14 protein-coding genes are annotated in these 16,488 nt (G+C 42.4%); 11 read left to right on the top strand and 3 right to left on the bottom strand.

What is annotated here, in order from left to right; all coding sequences use genetic code 11:
- Window positions 1-32 precede the first annotated feature (32 nt).
- The gene (locus tag CRO16_RS06350; protein ID WP_097055458.1) at window positions 33-1,217 is read right to left on the bottom strand and encodes a hypothetical protein; all 1,185 of its coding nucleotides are present in this window, start codon (window positions 1,215-1,217) and stop codon (window positions 33-35) included.
- Window positions 1,218-1,320: 103 nt separating this feature from the next.
- On the bottom strand, window positions 1,321-1,617 hold the full coding sequence (locus CRO16_RS06345) for a thioredoxin family protein (protein WP_097055457.1): 297 nt from the start codon (window positions 1,615-1,617) through the stop codon (window positions 1,321-1,323).
- 239 nt (window positions 1,618-1,856) lie between these two features.
- Here CRO16_RS06345 and CRO16_RS06340 point away from each other — a divergent pair, with 239 nt between their 5' ends.
- From CRO16_RS06340 to CRO16_RS06325, 4 genes are all read left to right on the top strand, one after another.
- On the top strand, window positions 1,857-2,432 hold the full coding sequence (locus CRO16_RS06340; protein WP_097055456.1) for a Crp/Fnr family transcriptional regulator: 576 nt from the start codon (window positions 1,857-1,859) through the stop codon (window positions 2,430-2,432).
- Between the two features lie 77 nt (window positions 2,433-2,509).
- Complete coding sequence (locus tag CRO16_RS06335; protein WP_097055455.1) at window positions 2,510-3,883, top strand: TolC family protein; 1,374 nt, start codon at window positions 2,510-2,512, stop codon at window positions 3,881-3,883.
- Between the two features lie 18 nt (window positions 3,884-3,901).
- Window positions 3,902-4,864, top strand: coding sequence for an HlyD family secretion protein (locus tag CRO16_RS06330; protein ID WP_097055454.1), 963 nt, complete (start codon window positions 3,902-3,904; stop codon window positions 4,862-4,864).
- A 4-nt stretch (window positions 4,865-4,868) separates the two neighbouring features.
- Window positions 4,869-6,035 carry an ABC transporter permease gene (locus CRO16_RS06325; protein WP_097055453.1) on the top strand — a complete coding sequence of 389 codons (1,167 nt, stop codon included), beginning with the start codon at window positions 4,869-4,871 and terminating at the stop codon, window positions 6,033-6,035.
- Between the two features lie 80 nt (window positions 6,036-6,115).
- On the opposite strand, the gene CRO16_RS06320 is transcribed toward CRO16_RS06325, so the two are convergent.
- Window positions 6,116-7,336 carry a metallophosphoesterase gene (locus CRO16_RS06320; protein WP_097055452.1) on the bottom strand — a complete coding sequence of 407 codons (1,221 nt, stop codon included), beginning with the start codon at window positions 7,334-7,336 and terminating at the stop codon, window positions 6,116-6,118.
- A gap of 246 nt (window positions 7,337-7,582) precedes the next feature.
- Here CRO16_RS06320 and CRO16_RS06315 point away from each other — a divergent pair, with 246 nt between their 5' ends.
- The 7 genes from CRO16_RS06315 to rpsB all read left to right on the top strand — a co-directional run bounded on the left by CRO16_RS06315 (window position 7,583) and on the right by rpsB (window position 16,418).
- Complete coding sequence (locus CRO16_RS06315; protein ID WP_097055451.1) at window positions 7,583-8,548, top strand: N(4)-(beta-N-acetylglucosaminyl)-L-asparaginase; 966 nt, start codon at window positions 7,583-7,585, stop codon at window positions 8,546-8,548.
- Window positions 8,549-8,551: 3 nt separating this feature from the next.
- On the top strand, window positions 8,552-9,865 hold the full coding sequence (locus CRO16_RS06310) for a sugar MFS transporter (protein WP_097055450.1): 1,314 nt from the start codon (window positions 8,552-8,554) through the stop codon (window positions 9,863-9,865).
- Window positions 9,866-10,071: 206 nt separating this feature from the next.
- Entirely contained in the window at window positions 10,072-12,897 is a 2,826-nt protein-coding gene (gene polA, locus CRO16_RS06305) for a DNA polymerase I (RefSeq protein ID WP_097055449.1), read from the top strand.
- A 273-nt stretch (window positions 12,898-13,170) separates the two neighbouring features.
- Window positions 13,171-14,232 carry an AI-2E family transporter gene (locus CRO16_RS06300; protein ID WP_097055448.1) on the top strand — a complete coding sequence of 354 codons (1,062 nt, stop codon included), beginning with the start codon at window positions 13,171-13,173 and terminating at the stop codon, window positions 14,230-14,232.
- A gap of 271 nt (window positions 14,233-14,503) precedes the next feature.
- The gene (gene rplM / locus CRO16_RS06295; RefSeq protein ID WP_097055447.1) at window positions 14,504-14,959 is read left to right on the top strand and encodes a 50S ribosomal protein L13; all 456 of its coding nucleotides are present in this window, start codon (window positions 14,504-14,506) and stop codon (window positions 14,957-14,959) included.
- Window positions 14,959-15,345: a 30S ribosomal protein S9 gene (gene rpsI, locus CRO16_RS06290; protein ID WP_097055446.1), complete on the top strand. Its 387-nt coding sequence runs from the start codon at window positions 14,959-14,961 to the stop codon at window positions 15,343-15,345. Before rplM ends, rpsI begins: the two co-directional genes overlap by 1 nt.
- 176 nt (window positions 15,346-15,521) lie before the next feature.
- Window positions 15,522-16,418 carry a 30S ribosomal protein S2 gene (gene rpsB, locus CRO16_RS06285; protein WP_097055445.1) on the top strand — a complete coding sequence of 299 codons (897 nt, stop codon included), beginning with the start codon at window positions 15,522-15,524 and terminating at the stop codon, window positions 16,416-16,418.
- Window positions 16,419-16,488: the final 70 nt, after the last annotated feature.

Here is a 16,488-nt window from a genome sequence, read left to right as displayed (position 1 = left end):
AGGAGGTTTGGAAGGCGGCGGAGCTAATAAAATTACCTGAACCTGTACCTTTTCAGGATGGGTCCCAGACGGCTCTTTATATCGTCGGAAGCATCCAGAAGCATTTGCTCATTAGAAGGAAAGGGCACAAAACGATTCTGCAAAAGCAGCTTATCTTCTTTGGTCAGCAGTCTTTTGTCTCCTTCATAGGAAGCAAAGACGTTCTCAAAAACAAATTCCGTATTTAAAGGATAACTATTCATAATTCGGCCATTTCTCAGGTCCAGGTAATCCACCTTCCCCTGGAGTGCTAAATTTTTTGTCTGCACAGTCTTGTACAAGACACCTTTTACCTTTACGAAATTTTCGACCTTGATCTTGTTGCCTAAACTGTCCAGTACCAGCTCTCCCTTCCTGTCCTTTTTGTAGGTATATCCATCGGAAACTTCCGCCTCCAGCGGAATCTCCCTCTCAAGCAGCCTTTCAGGAGATATGAGGATCTCCCTGAAACCGAGCTGAACAGCAAAATCATACTCGTAATTTCTTTTTCGCTCTGCATGATACTCAGTCCAAAAGTCATCCAGACCGTAGGTATTGAAGTTCAACAGTTCGTCTTCCAGCCTTACCGGAATTACAAACGGAGTCTGATTCTTAAGTTCCACCAAAACAAAATCTGATCCTCTGTTATGGCTTTCCTCCAGCAATTGCGAAACGTCCTTATAACCGGGAGATAGCCTTTGAAGTTCCAAAAGTTGATTATGGGCTTGGCGATAGGTCATTTTCTCCTGTTGTTGCATCAGGCTCTTGGCTTCTTCATATAGAAAATCTACATACCGGTTCCTGGAGGCTATCAATGCATCTGTATAATCTGTAAACCTGAATCGCGCCTCCCTGTTATTACTATGCAGGGCCAAAGGCAGCAATGGTGATATCTGTTTCTGTACCCCGTCGAGTTCCCTGTAAAGCAGGTAGATATCCTTTAGATTTGCAGGATTTCCCTCCTTCTCTAAAAAGACGATTCTTTTTTTACGAGCTTCAGTCAGCTTCTTAAAAGCGTCTTCCAGAATAAGAATATGCTCCTGGTTTCCTTTTTTGTCTTTATCCTTCTGAAGTTTCTCCACAGCAATGTCGATAGCCTCATGATAATTCCCCTGGTTGACGGCCTGCTTGCCACGTTTAACACTGCTGCAGGCAGAAAGTATCAAAAGACTAATAAGGAGAAGTGATATTTTTTTCACGACGATACAGGTTAATTTTTCAGATCAAAAGTAGGAAAAAAGGCTGCTGCTCCTTAAGTTCTTCTTAATATTCTAAAATGACTTGAAAAATTTCCCGGAGATGTTAAAGATACTCCTGCATCAACCCAATTAATGTATTAGCGTCCTGTTCGCCGCTTTGACGCCATTTCATCTCCCCTTCCTTGTAGATCATGAGAGTGGGCAGACCTTTTACCCGTAAGGCTTCAGCAAGTTCAGAGTTCTTGTCGACATCGATCTTGATCACCTTCGCCTTGTCCCCAAGTGCGGCTGCCACATCTTTAAGTACCGGATGCATAGCTTCCGAAGCCTCATTCCAGTCTGTGTAGAATTCCAGAAGTACCGGAATCTGCAAGTCAATTAATTCCCCAAATTTTGACATAATCCTGATATTTGAGATGCTGCGGAAGTGTGCTTCTTTAGCAGCTTATTTCAAATATAATCAAAAGTTTGATTTAATGTGAACCAGGTTCTTTTCACGCTTTTTGGAATACAAATAAGAAGACCGAATTCCGGAGACTAATAATAATGGCATCAATTCTAAAGTCAATCCTGAATAAGAAAAACTCACTTCCTTCTCAATTAAATACCTTTGTATAGATAAACAGGGCCAGTTACAATATGAATCTCTCCATTTTTTTAAAGCAGGTTGTCGATTTCTCGTCAGAAGAACTGGAGGATATTGTATCTCATTTTGAAAAGGAAAGTGTTCAGAAAAATGAGATCCTGGTGAGGGAAGGACAGATTTGCAGCAAATTATACTTCATAGAGAAAGGCGTTGGCAGGAGTTATTACCTCAAAGAAGACGGGATGGAAATTACCCAGTGGTTTTTTATAGATGGAAAAATCATGTCCAGTATAGAAAGTTTTTTTCAACAGGTTCCCAGTATATATTACCTGGAAATGCTTGAGGATTCAGTGATTTACAGTATCACCCGGGAGAGATTAGATATGCTGTTTGCCCGGTACCACAACATGGAAAAATTCGGAAGGCTACTTTCTACTGAGATGCTCACCCGGGTGGTCAATAAATTAAACGCTTTACAATTCCAGACTGCCAGAGAACGCTATGAATACATGCTAAAAGAGTTTCCCGATATTTCGACCCGAGTATCTTTAGGGTTTATCGCTTCCTATCTCGGAATGACACAAGAAACCCTGAGTCGTATTCGCCGGAATGACTCCAAAAAATCCTGATCTTTACTTTTTGACATAGGTCAAAGGATACACTCTACTTAGTGAAGAACTTTGCACTGCTTTAAAAAACAGTTGCAATGAAATTAACTTTCCAGAGGATCATTCTTAGTTGCCTCTTAATAGTGGGCATAATTCCCACGACTTCGCTGGCACAGCAGTTAGATCCCGCACTTAAAATCCTTATCAACAAAGGCCTAAACCAAAGTCATACAGTAAATGTGTATGATCTGGATGCTGAAAAAGCACAGGTAGATCAAAAATTAGCTAAATCGGTATTTCTTCCAAAGATCACTTTAAACGGAAGTTACACCCGGCTTAATGATGATATCACCTTTGATGATGACACCAAAAATCTTCTAATGTCTACACAAAAGCTTCTTATTAAGGAAGCTATGGACATGCCTTTCAACGCTCCTTTTCCGGAAAATATTCCCCTTAAGGAAGCTCCAAATCTTCAGGACAAGAACATTTTAAAATCCTCTGTCGATGTAGACTGGGTATTGTTCAGTGGATTTGAAGCTACCAATGCCCTAAAAGCAGGGAAACATAAGGAAGCCTCTGTAAAATACGCAGGGATGGCCGAGAAGGACAGGGTCGCCCTGAAGATCATTGAAACCTATGACAAACTTGCTCTTGTAAATGCTTCGAAAAGGGTGATATCAGCTTCAGAAGAATACCTGATGGAACAGGAATATTATGTTCGGAAAGCTATCGAGAATGGCCTGGCAACCCCTATTAGCAGAAAGAAAATTGAACTTGCCCGGCAACAACTTGCTGCGAAACAACTTGAATTCAGCCATAACAAAACTTTACTAATTGAGGTATTACATCAGCTAACCGGTGAAAACAAAGAAAATTTAAGATTACTACAGCCGGAGCTAACCTCCATAATGCCGGACACGCTGATGTATGCTGAAAAACGCAATGAAATCAAGGCATTGGAAGAGGCAGAAAAAGCTACCGATTACAAAGCGAAAATGGAAAGAAGTCATTTCATTCCAAAAGTAGCCGTAAAAGGACATTATGAATTCATGGAGGACGACCTTTCTCTATTAGATCCTCAATGGTATGTTGGTGTAGGGATACGCTGGAATCTTTTTGACGGAAACCAGTCAAGGTTAAAAAGCATCCAAACAACACTCGAAAGCAGGAAATATCAGGAACAACGTGAGGAAGCTCAGGAAATGATCGTCCTAAGCCTTGTTAAAGCTGAATTGTCCTATGAGTCTTCTCTCCAAAACACACGTATTTCTCAGAAAGAGATAGAACTGGCGGAAGCCACTTATGAAATGATTGATAAGCAATACAGGAATGATCTGGCATCTGTCAACGAGGTGCTTGATGCATTAAAAGATCTGGAAAAAGCAAAATTTCAATTGCAGGAATCTTACTTCGATCAGCGAAGAGCCATTATCGCTCTACTTCATGCAAAAGGATTACTTAATTATTAAACCAGGATTTAAAGAAATATGATAACAATAAAGAATATAGGATTCGGCTTGATCGCCCTACTGTCGCTAAGTTCATGTAGTAATGAAGAGGAAATCACCCCTTTTAGAGGCAAGGTGAAATTTGAAACCATCGCTGTGAGCAGTAAACTGGCGGGGAGAATAGAAAAAATATATGTAGAGGAAGGACAGGAGGTCAAAAAAGGAGATACTCTGGCTCAATTGGATATTCCCGAGATCTATGCGAAAATGATCCAGGCAGAAGGCGCGGTTACGGCTGCCCAGGGTCAACTCAATATGGCCCATAATGGAGCTACAACAGAACAATTGATGCAGATCGACGGACAACTTGAATCTGCAAGGGCGCAATTGGATTTCGCACAGGAATCGTATAACAGGCTTAACAATATGTATAAGGATTCCTTAGTAACCCGGCAGCAATTAGACGAGGTGAAAATGAAATTGAATATGGCCAAAGCTCAGGTTTCGGCTATTGAGGCAAAACGTCATGAGGCAAAGAATGGGGCGAGATCTGAACAGATCGAACAGGCGAAAGGGCAGTTGGACCGTGCGCGGGGAGCTAAAGAAGAAGTGCTAACTGCATCTAATGAGGTCTTCCTGCTTGCTCCTGCAGATATGTCTATTGAAACCGTAAGCCTTGAAGAGGGCGAATTGCTCACTCCGGGATATTCCCTATTCAACGGATACAAGAAAAGCAGTCTTTACTTCAGGTTTACCATAAACGAATCGAATATTTATGATTTTAAAGAAGGAAAGGAATTGGTAATGGTCAATCCTTATACTGAAGAAGCGATCGAAGGAAAGATTTTAGCAATAAAGCAGCTTGCACATTATGCAGATATTACCAGTACCGCCCCGCTTTATGACCTGTCAGAATCTGTTTATGAATTAAAAGTGGTGCCTACCTCTGATATTTCTGAGCTTCAGTTCTACACCAATGCAACCATACTTCTTAAAAAGTAACATTATGAAGGAATTTCTGAAATTACTCAGGATAGAATTTAAAAGAATATTCTCCAATAATGTGCTCTCAGCTATCTTCTTTGGAGCTCCGATTCTGTACGGAATCTTATTTGGATTTGTCTATCAACAGGCAAAGGTGATAGACCTTCCCATTGTCATTGTTGATCAGGATGTTAGTCCTTTATCGGATAAGATCATTGATGCGTTTGAGATCAATGAAGCGCTGCTGCTGAAGGATCTAAGATATACCCCTGGAACCATAGCTGAAGAAATGCCCGGGGAGCAGTATGCTGCAGTAATAACCCTGCCCTCAGGCTTCGAAGCCGATATACTTCAGAAAAGACATCCGGAAGTGAGAGTGGACCTCAACATGGCCAATATACTTAACGCCAATATTGCCAGTAAGAATATACAGCAGGTATTGATGACCGTGAACGCAGGGATAGAAATTGAAGGTCTTCAGAAACAGGGGATGTCTCAATCTCAGGCGCTGGAATCATATGAAAGTTTTCAAATTAGTTTCAATAAGCTCTACAATTCCGCCGGAAATTATCTGAGCTTCATGCTCCCCGGACTCTTGGGAGCCATTATGCAACAGGTGATCTTTCTGGCTATGGCCCTGGTTTTTGCAAGGGATTTTGAGGATGGATATTTTAAAGAGCTGGTAAAGATGAAAAAATGGTCCATTTATCACATAGGGCTTAAAGCAACTCCGTTTTTACTGATGCTGCCGGTAATGTGGTTCATTATTAGCCAGTTCTTTGTGTTCTTTAATGTGGAAGCGGATATTTTTAATATTCCTATGCTTATCCTTACTGCCTTCCTAACGTTGGCGTCTATGGGAATTGGGATGCTGTTTTCGGTTTTGATCCCAAATCAGTTGAAGGCTACAGAATTATTAATGGTGATCTCCACTCCGGCATACGTATTGAGCGGATTCACCTGGCCAAGCCTGGCAATGCCTAAAGCTATTAATGCATTTTCTCAATCTATCCCGGTGACACACTACCTGGGCGGCTTCCGAAAATTAGCATTTTATGGAGGAGACATGTTTGATATACTTCCGGAATTAAAAGTGTTGATCCTTATCACAGTTATCACCTTTACAGCTATGGCGGTACTTTTACAATTTAAAATAAACAGAACCAGGAGAAAATTACAGGGTTCGTAATTCTGAAGAAGCTATCACTAGATTGACAGAAGTCGTCTCTTTCTGGCAGAAGTTATGCAGAAAATATAGCGGCATCAAATTTATACAGGCTTAGGACCCTTCCGCAGTTCTATCACAGTTACTTCGGGCCAGATTCCTACTCTTCCCGGGTATGCTAAGAAGCCAAAGCCGCGGTTTACGTTAAGAAAGCGCCCGGCTTCTTCGTAGATTCCGGCCCAATGTTCGTAGCGGTATTGCACGGGACTCCATTTAAACCAGCCGGGAATTTCTATCCCGAACTGCATTCCGTGGGTATGTCCGCTAAGGGTTAAATGGAATTTTTTGTTGTCCTTTTTCACTTTCTCCTGCCAGTGCGAAGGGTCATGAGAAAGCAAGACCTTAAATTCATTTTCTGATAGTCCCGCAGAAGCTCTGTCGAGATCTCCCACCTGTTTAAATCCGGCTCCCCAGTTCTCTACTCCTACTACGGAAATAGTGTCATTCCCACGGCTGATCTTCCTGTGTTCATCCAATAAAAGATTCCAACCCATTTCCCGGTGCACCTCCTTAAGCGCATCTAAATTTGCCTTTTTTGCCGCCGCAGAGTCCCAGTTCACATAATCTCCATAATCGTGATTCCCCAGGACAGAATAAACTCCATCTTTAGCTGTAAGCTGCCCGAAAAACTGCTTCCAGGTATCCATTTCTGAAGCTGTGTTATTTACCAGATCCCCTGTAAACATGATGGCATCGCTTTGTTGTTCGTTGATAAGATCTATCCCATATTTGATCTTTTCGGGATTGTCAAAACTTCCGGAGTGCACATCACTGATCTGGGTGATCCTGTAACCATCGAAGGTTTCAGGAAGATCATCAAAATGCAATACATACTTTAGAACCTTATAATTGTATCTACCCTGGTACATTCCGTAAAGAAGAGAAGCGAACGGAATGGCTGCAATACCCAGCGCGATCTGGCTAATGAATTTCCGCCTTGACGGCAGAGCATAGGCCTCATTCGAATTAAATATTTTTTGAAGACCACTTACCACCACTCTTACCAAATCCTCTCCAAAAAGCAGAATGAAAAGAATGAGTTTAGGCACAAAAAAAGCAAGGAAGAAGCCAATGGCATAACTTCGGGCGCCTGTTAGTCCCTGTTTATCGGGTACGTTGAATTGATATAAAAGATAACCCAGCACTCCTAAAGAAAGCGCGAGATAGATCCAGTAGATCCAGCTATGCCGGGTAACAGTCTTAAAGGCCTGATAGGCATAGATATCCAGAATAATATAAATAACAACAAAAAAGATCCAGCGCATGTAAAAAATTTAAGCTGCAAAGATACTGCTAAAGCCTTGCCAAAATATCCCGGGATCAAATCTTTCATCTATAGCCATATAGACACCAAAGATCATTTTTAAGGCGCAGCAAAGGAACCACGTTTCTTCCTGACCCGTTTTAACTTTTTAATGATTTGCGTCACTTTTAACCAAGCTGCGGTCCTCTACCATTCAATTTCTGAATCACATTTCATACATTTACCTCCGATTTTTGCCCGCTAAGATTTGAAAAGACGCCATTTTATTAAGAATACCTCCCTTAGCGGATTAGGAGTGGCGGCAGCTTCACCTTTATTAGAGTACCTAAACCTGTCTAAAATGGCAAATTTTCAACCTGTTTGTATTGCGACCTGGAATTTTCCCAATGCCAGCTTAAAGGCTGGAGAAATGCTAAAGCAGGGAGCTTCGGCTCTTGATGCCGTTGAGCAGGGCGTAATGGTGGAAGAAGCCGATATTCGAAACACCACTGTTGGGCGCGGTGGCGCGCCAGATCGAGAGGGAAATGTCACCCTTGACGCCTGCATCATGGATCCATCAGGCAATGCAGGAGCAGTAGTCTATCTAAAAAATAACACTCATGCAGTTTCTGTTGCCAGAAAGGTAATGGAAGAGACGCCGCATGTGATATTAGCCGGAGAAGGTGCCGATCAATTTGCCCGGGAAATGGGTTTCGAAAAAGAAGAGTTGCTCACTGAAGCTTCAGAAAAGGCATATAAGGAGTGGCTTATTAAGAAGGAGTACAAACCCCTCATCAATATTGAGAACCACGATACCATTGGCATGCTTTGTATCGATGAAAAAGGAGATATCGCAGGTGCCTGCACCAGCAGTGGACTCTCCTACAAAATGAACGGGCGCGTGGGAGACTCTCCAATTATTGGTGCCGGGCTTTATCTTGATAACGAAGTGGGAGGTGCAGTGGCTACAGGAATGGGAGAAGCTATTCTAAAAAGTGTAGGTTCTTTTCTAATAGTAGAGCTAATGCGGCAGGGGAAATCTCCGCAGGAAGCATGTGAAACTGCTATATTGCGCATCATTAACCAAAACCCGAACTATAAAGATTTTCAGGCGGCCTTTATCGCCCTTAATAAAAAAGGAGAAGTAGGCTCTTATTGCATTCAAAAAGGTTTTTCATACGTGGAATACCGTGCAGGAGAGAATAGGAACTTCCCCAGTAAATATTATTTTTAAACAATGGAACAACAGAAAAAATCTTATCGCACCGCCTTTATTTTCCTAACCGTCCTCTTCTTTTTATGGGGATTTATAACTGTACTTGTAGATTCGCTCATTCCAAGACTAAGGGAGGTATTCACCCTTTCCTATTTCGAGGCAGGTATGGTGCAATTTGCCTTTTTCGGCGCTTATTTTCTGTTATCGATTCCCGCCGGTTGGCTGCTCTCCAAAATTGGTTATAAAAAAGGAATTGTCCTGGGTCTTTTTACCATGGCTACCGGATGTCTCCTGTTTTGGCCTGCTGCCTCATACAGGGTCTTTGGAGTCTTTATGCTGGGATATTTTATCCTGGCAGGCGGAATAACTATCCTGCAGGTCGCTGCCAATCCATACGTGACCATTCTGGGTCCCGCCAGTACCGCTTCAAGCCGACTTAACCTGTCGCAGGCATTTAATTCCCTCGGAACTGCCATCGCACCGGCAATAGGAGCTCTTTTTATTCTTAGCGATAAAGTGATGACCAAAGATGAGATCGCTTTTATGACCGAAGCCGAAAGGGTAAAATATTATGCTTCTGAAGCTGCCGCAGTACAAACTCCCTTTGTGGGAATTGCAATTTTTATCATCCTGATCGGGCTGGTTTTCTTCTTTGTGAACCTTCCAAAGGTTTCTGATACTGAAGCCTCGAATGATTACGGCGTTGTTCTGAAGAATAAGAATCTTATTATGGGAGCATTCGGGATCTTCTTCTATGTGGGGGCCGAGGTTGCTATTGGCTCCTATATGGTCAACTATTTCCTTAGCCTGAACCTCCCAGATGTGGTAAGAGAAACCCCTTTTATGCGCACTCTGGCAGAATGGATACTTTCTTCAGGAGTAACCACTTCTACAGATATGGCTGTGGTGGGAGTATTTGTGACTTTTTATTGGACAGGTGCTATGATAGGAAGGTTTATAGGCTCTTACCTTACGAAAATAATTAATCCAGGTACAGTCCTGGGTGTATTTGCCGCCTGTGCAATTGGGCTCGTGCTTATCTCCAACCTTTCCACCGGACTCGTCGCTATGTGGACCCTTATCGCTGTAGGCTTATTTAATTCGATCATGTTCCCAACAATTTTCAGCCTTGCACTTGAAGGATTGGGAGACAACAAACCGCAGGGATCGGGAGTTTTATGTACCATGATCGTTGGTGGTGCTATTATTCCACCGGCCTTTGGTTTCCTTACCGATTCTTATGGCTTTAGCCTCGCCCTTGTATTGGTGATGCTTTGCTACGGGTATATCATGTTCTTTGGCTTTAAGCATAAAAGAGCGGAAATAGCAGTGTAGTTCTAATACAGGTAAAGCTGAAGTACTGAGTATGAATGGGCCCATAAAGCCCATTCACTTTTTTTATTTTGTTTTGGAATTGGGAATTTGGTGCTTGCCTGGTGTTTCCGATTGTGAATATGGGGTTCCATAAATTTCATTTCTAACTTCTCATTACTCAATACTGATTTGAGTTTCGTAATTTTAGCCTTCCAAAATTTTAATCCATGGCCGAACAGAAACGCTTATTCCTTCTTGACGCATACGCCCTTATCTTTAGGGGATATTACGCATTTATCAACAATCCCATCGTCAACTCCAAAGGCCAGGATACTTCGGCCATTATGGGCTTTATGAATTCACTTTTTGATGTGATCAGAAGAGAACGGCCGGATCATTTGGCGGTGTGTTTCGACAAGGAAGGAAGTGTGGCGCGTACAGAAATGTTTGAAGCTTACAAAGCCCATCGGGATGCCACCCCGGAACCTATTTTACAGGCCATTCCCTTTATCCAGGATATCTTAAAAGCCATGCATATCCCGGTAGTTGTTCTTCCCGGGTGTGAAGCCGATGATATTATTGGAACCCTTGCCAAACAGGCCGAAGCTGAAGGCTATAAAGTATTTATGGTGACTCCCGACAAGGATTTTGCGCAATTGGTTTCTGAAAATATTTTCATGTACCGCCCTGCCAGAATGGGGAACGGCATTGAGATCTGGGGAATCCCTGAAGTCTTGAAGAAATTTGAAGTGGAGCGACCCGATCAGGTGATCGATTTCCTCGGAATGATGGGAGATGCCGTAGATAATATTCCCGGTCTTCCGGGAGTTGGTGAAAAGACTGCCAAAAAATTCCTGAAGGAATTCGGGAGCATGGAGGCTTTGTTGGAAAACACCCACAAGTTGAAAGGTAAGATGCGCGAAAAGGTCGAAGCCAATGCAGAACTGGGTCGTATCTCCAAGAAACTCGCAGCAATTCAGGTCGACTGTGATGTTAAATTCCATGCAGAAGATTATGAACTTTCGGTGCCCGATGCAGAAAAGGTACAGGAGATTTTTGAGGAGCTGGAATTCCGGCGCCTAAAAGAGCAATTTTTAAAATTATTTTCCGGGGAGGAAACGCCAAGACCCACCCAGGTGACAAGCACAGAAACCGGGAAGGCCCAGGCTCAACCTGCAGGAGCAGGGCAATTTTCCCTTTTTGGAGCCGAAGCTTCAGAAGGGATAGAGAATTTTTCGGGCAGGAAGACCATTAAAGAAATGCCTCACGTATATCAAAGTGTGGCAACAGGTATGGCATTGGAGCTTTTTCTTCAGAATTTAATGAAGCAGAAATGTGCCTGTTTTGAATTTACAACTACCGGCCTTAATCCTTTTTCTTCGGAAATAATAGGAGTGGCATTTTCCTGGGAAGCCGGTAAAGGTTTTTATATTCCGGTGCCCGAAGAAAGAGCCGAAGCCCAGGCGGTACTGGAAAAATTGCGCCCGTTTTTCGAAGCCGAAGATATTGAGAAAGTCGGTCAAAACCTGAAGCATGATATTAAGGTACTGGCAAAATACAACATCAGTTTTAAAGGTCCGCTTTTCGATACCATGATCGCGCACTATCTTATCAACCCCGATATGCGCCACAGTCTGGATGTGCTTTCTGAAACCTACCTTAATTACTCCCCCGTCTTTGTTGAAGACCTTTTAGGAAAAGGAAAGAACCAGAAAAATATGCGGGACATCTCCTTGGAAAAACAGACTGAATTCAGCGTCGAGGATGCCGACGTTATCCTGCAGCTTAAGCAACATTTCACTCCGGAGTTAAAAGAGGCAAATACTGAAAAACTTTTCAGGGAGATCGAAATTCCGCTGGTCAAAGTACTGGCAGATATGGAGCTCGAAGGAATAAAATTGGACAAGGATTTTCTTGGAGGCCTTTCAGAAGAAATGGAGAAAGATATTTCCCAACTGGAAAAAGAAATTTATGAGACGGCGGGAGAAGAATTCAATATTGGTTCCCCAAAACAATTGGGAATCGTACTTTTTGAAAAATTAAAGCTGGTAGACAAGCCAAAAAAGACAAAATCGGGGCAGTATTCTACGGGGGAAGAGATCCTTTCTGTCCTGGCGCCGCAGCACAAGATCGTACAGCAGGTATTGGATTACCGGGGGCTTGTAAAATTAAAGAACACCTATATTGATGCCTTACCCCTGCAGGTGGAAGAAGCGACTGGCCGCGTGCATACAGATTACGTACAAACCGTGGCTGCAACCGGAAGGTTAAGTTCCACAAATCCTAATCTCCAGAATATTCCCATCAGGACCGAAAGAGGAAGGCAGGTAAGGCAGGCCTTTGTTCCCCGCGATGCAGATCATATCCTGCTGGCTGCCGATTACTCCCAGATCGAATTGCGAATTATCGCGTCTCTAAGCAAAGAGGACAATATGATCTCGGCATTTCAGCAAAACCAGGATATCCATGCTTCTACAGCTGCAAAAGTCTTTAATGTACCCATTGAAGAAGTTACGCGGGAACAGCGAAGCAATGCAAAAACAGTGAACTTTGGTATTGTTTATGGCGTTTCGGCTTTTGGATTGAGCAATCAAACCAACCTTTCAAGAGGGGAAGCAAAAGATCTTATTGACACTTATTATAAAACCTATCCAAAACTTCGCAATTTCATTAGTGAACAGGTGGAGTTTGCCCGGGAGCACGGATATGTACAAACCGTGCTGGGAAGGAGACGATATTTACGGGATATAACTTCCCGAAATCAAATGGTGCGCAGTGCCGCGGAAAGAAACGCAGTAAATGCTCCAATCCAGGGTAGCGCGGCAGATATTATTAAGCTGGCCATGATCAATATCCACAGGAAGCTTACAGAAGGAAATTATCGCACTAAAATGCTGTTGCAGGTACATGATGAACTTGTATTTGATGTTTACCGCCCCGAACTTGAGAAGATCAAGGAGATGGTGAAGCATGAAATGGAAAATGCTTTTAAAATGGATGTGCCGCTGGAGGTGGAACTGGGTGTGGGCGAAAACTGGCTGGAAGCGCACTAGCAGGTTGGAGGTTCAAGGTTTAAGGTTTAAGGTTCAAAATTTAAGATTCAAGATTCAAGATTCAAAATTTGAGGATCAACATCAGAACAAAAAAGCTTCTTCTTTAAATTATTAGACCTTAATCAATAGACCTTAATCAATAGACCTTAAACATTCACCTTTCATCCCTCCAAAAATGTCATTTTCGGAAGACTCTGTTAACAGCAGCGGCAAAAAAGAGGAATTTTAGTACCTTTTGAAAAACACTGATTTTCCAACCAAAAACCCCTGTTAATGACCGAAGAATTCAGTCAGGACAAAAAATATTCATTTGTACAAAAAATTTGGATCACGGCAGGCATCTTTGCCCTGATCACTTCCATCCTCCTACTGTTTAAATCCACTTTCAGCGTATTTATCCTGGTATTGGGCGGCGCCCTTATCGCAGTATATTTTCGGGGCTTAGCTCAACTCATAGAGAAGAAGACAAACTGGAAGAAGTGGATTGCCATGACCATCTCGGTTGCAGGAACCTTGCTTTTTGCCGCGGGAATTATATGGCTTATTGGCAGTGAAGCACAAAATCAAATGTCTCAACTCAGCGAAACCTTACCCGAGACATACGAGAATGCCAGGGAATATTTAAATGACACCTGGTTGGGCAGGGAAGCCATAGAGAAGATCCAGGATAGCGGGAGCGGAGAAAAAATGACCTCCGCTTTCTCAAGCTTTTTCAGAACTACTTTTGGAATCCTGGGCGATATGTATGTCATCCTGTTAGTGGGAGCTTACCTTACCGCCTCTCCTTATCTTTATACAAAAGGGATTAAAAAACTGGTGCCGCCAAAAGGCAGAGGTAAGGCCGATGACGTCCTGGACCACCTGGGACGGAGCATGAAACAGTGGATCCTGGGTAAACTATTCGCCATGTTCGTGGTATTTGTGCTTACGGCAGTAGGTTTGAACATTTTGGGGATGCCTATGTGGCTCGCACTTTCGATTATTGCAGGTTTTTTAAATTTCATTCCCAACTTTGGTCCTCTTCTTGCCATGATACCAGCGGTATTGGTGGCGTTATCAATGGATCCACAGACCGCTTTTATAGTAGTTGGACTCTACATTCTGGTGCAGTTCCTGGAAAGCAACATAATAACTCCTAAGATCCAGCAGCGGTTGACCAGCGTCCCTCCCGCCCTCATTATAACCTCACAGTTAATTGTGGCCAGTTTTGCTGGGTTCTGGGGAATAACTCTGGCCACTCCGATAATTCTGGTGGTTATGATCCTGGTGCAGGAGCTGCATGTAAAACCTATGGAAAAGAAACATCAGGAATACTTAAAAGAAAATCGGCCGTAATTCTTATCTCATTATACATTTAACACATGAATGATCGTTAAACGGAATACTTCGGAAGAAATCTTCTTCGAAAGTTTATGTTTATCTTCAGGAAGAATGGATTACCAAAAAAGGTATTTTCAGCAGCTCTTTGGAGCCTTCTGAAAATCAAAATCTTCCACTCCAACAAATTAATTATCGGGCATTTGAATAATTAGTTTTTAATTGTACATTTGCACCCCTGTTTTATGCAGGGAATGGAATGTTTAATTATTAAGTAAATTTAATTAGTGTGGACACATTAAGCTACAAAACGGTTTCTGCCAACAAAGCCACTGTCAATAAGGAGTGGGTTGTTGTAGACGCCGAAGGACAGGCCCTTGGCCGCCTTTCTTCTATAGTGGCAAAGCTGCTAAGAGGAAAGTACAAAGCTAATTTCACCCCACACGTTGATTGCGGTGATAACGTAGTTGTTATCAATGCCGAGAAGATCAACTTAACAGGAAAGAAATGGGACTCTAAAGAGTACATTCGCCACACCGGCTATCCTGGGGGTCAAAGAAGTTTAACTGCATCGGAATTATTCACAAAAGGTCCTGAGAGACTTGTGGAAAATGCAGTAAAAGGAATGCTACCAAAGAACAAACTTGGAGCAGATCTTTTCCGTAACCTAAGAGTTTTTGCAGGATCCGAGCATGACGTTCAGGCGCAAAAGCCAAAAACTATTAACTTAAACGATCTTAAGTAATGGAAGTTATTCACAAAATTGGCCGTAGAAAAACGGCAGTTGCACGTGTGTACGTTTCTTCTGGAAGCGGGAACATCACTGTAAACAAAAAAGACGTTAAGGATTACTTCTCTACAAGCACCTTACAGTATAAAGTAAGACAGCCGCTTAACATGACCGGAAACAACGAGAGCTTTGATATCAAAGTTAACGTTTACGGTGGTGGGATCACAGGACAGGCAGAAGCTATTCGCCTTGCCCTTTCCAGAGCTATGGTAGAGTTGGATGCTGAGAACAGAAGCACGCTTAAGCCTGAAGGACTACTTACAAGAGACCCAAGAATGGTTGAACGTAAGAAATTCGGTCAGAAGAAAGCCCGTAAGAAATTCCAGTTCTCTAAACGTTAATATTATTTGGTGTTCAAAGCACCAAAAAGTTCATTTAAATCATAAGATTTTTGTTGTTACTCCGGAATTCACTCCGCTTGTCGAAGTGCCGGTGGTTAGTTTAGCATCTAAACGGTCAGGGCCGTATATCGCCACCTGATTGTTGCTAATTCAACAGAACGTAAACTATTACAAAAATGGCAAACAAAGTAGAAGTAAAAGAATTACTTGATGCAGGTGTACACTTTGGTCACCTCACAAGAAGATGGAATCCAAACATGGCGCCTTACATATACATGGAGCGCAACGGGATTCACATCATCAACCTATACAAGAGTGCTGCTAAAATGCAGGAAGCCGGTGAGGCTCTTAGCAAAATCGCAGCCAGCGGTAGAAAAATACTCTTCGTAGCTACCAAGAAACAAGCAAAGGAAATCGTTGCTGAACAAGCCGAAAGAGCCAATATGCCTTACATCACTGAAAGATGGCCAGGTGGTATGTTGACCAACTTCGTTACTATTCGTAAAGCTGTTAAGAAAATGGCTTCTATCGACAGAATGAAGAAAGACGGTACTTTCAACACGCTTTCTAAAAAAGAACGCTTACAAGTAGATCGTTTGAGAGCTAAGTTAGAAAAGAACTTAGGTTCTATTTCTGAAATGAGCCGCCTTCCCGGTGCTCTTTTCGTTGTAGATATCACTCGTGAACACATCGCGGTTAAAGAAGCTCAAAAATTAAACATTCCAATTTTTGCAATGGTCGATACCAATTCAGATCCAAGAGATGTGGATTATGTGATCCCTGCAAATGATGATGCTTCAAAATCAATCAACAAAGTTGTTTCTTACGTTGCTGACTCAATCGTAGAAGGTCTTTCTGAAAGAAAAGCTTCTGGTAAAGAAGGTAAAGAAGAAGACTCTGCAGAAGAGAAACCGGCAAAAGCTCCAAGAGCAAGAAAGCCAAAATTAGAGACCGAGGCTGTATCTTCAGATCCACAGGATAAGAAAGATATGAAAGAAGCTCAGGAAGATGTAAGACTGGAGTCCAAAAAAGAGACTTTGGCCGATGCACGCTCTAACGACGAGGAAGAATAGAAGTTCATATAATTAATCTATGAGTCGTTTGGTTGCATTCTTTCGAATTTAGCTAAACGACTTATTCATT

Origin of the sequence: Salinimicrobium sediminis (genome assembly GCF_900215295.1) — a bacterium.
Taxonomy (GTDB): Bacteria; Bacteroidota; Bacteroidia; order Flavobacteriales; family Flavobacteriaceae; genus Salinimicrobium; species Salinimicrobium sediminis.
This window is presented reverse-complemented; position numbering and strand designations above follow the sequence as displayed.

Excerpts from the sequence above, each read along its gene's own strand:
- CRO16_RS06310 (WP_097055450.1), top strand. The coding sequence starts at position 8,552 with ATGGAACAACAGAAAAAATCTTATCGCACCGCCTTTATTTTCCTAACC.
- rpsB (WP_097055445.1), top strand. The coding sequence starts at position 15,522 with ATGGCAAACAAAGTAGAAGTAAAAGAATTACTTGATGCAGGTGTACAC.
- rpsI (WP_097055446.1), top strand. The coding sequence starts at position 14,959 with ATGGAAGTTATTCACAAAATTGGCCGTAGAAAAACGGCAGTTGCACGT.
- CRO16_RS06340 (WP_097055456.1), top strand. The coding sequence starts at position 1,857 with ATGAATCTCTCCATTTTTTTAAAGCAGGTTGTCGATTTCTCGTCAGAA.
- CRO16_RS06330 (WP_097055454.1), top strand. The coding sequence starts at position 3,902 with ATGATAACAATAAAGAATATAGGATTCGGCTTGATCGCCCTACTGTCG.
- CRO16_RS06320 (WP_097055452.1), bottom strand. The coding sequence starts at position 7,336 with ATGCGCTGGATCTTTTTTGTTGTTATTTATATTATTCTGGATATCTAT.
- polA (WP_097055449.1), top strand. The coding sequence starts at position 10,072 with ATGGCCGAACAGAAACGCTTATTCCTTCTTGACGCATACGCCCTTATC.
- CRO16_RS06325 (WP_097055453.1), top strand. The coding sequence starts at position 4,869 with ATGAAGGAATTTCTGAAATTACTCAGGATAGAATTTAAAAGAATATTC.
- CRO16_RS06300 (WP_097055448.1), top strand. The coding sequence starts at position 13,171 with ATGACCGAAGAATTCAGTCAGGACAAAAAATATTCATTTGTACAAAAA.
- CRO16_RS06345 (WP_097055457.1), bottom strand. The coding sequence starts at position 1,617 with ATGTCAAAATTTGGGGAATTAATTGACTTGCAGATTCCGGTACTTCTG.
- CRO16_RS06335 (WP_097055455.1), top strand. The coding sequence starts at position 2,510 with ATGAAATTAACTTTCCAGAGGATCATTCTTAGTTGCCTCTTAATAGTG.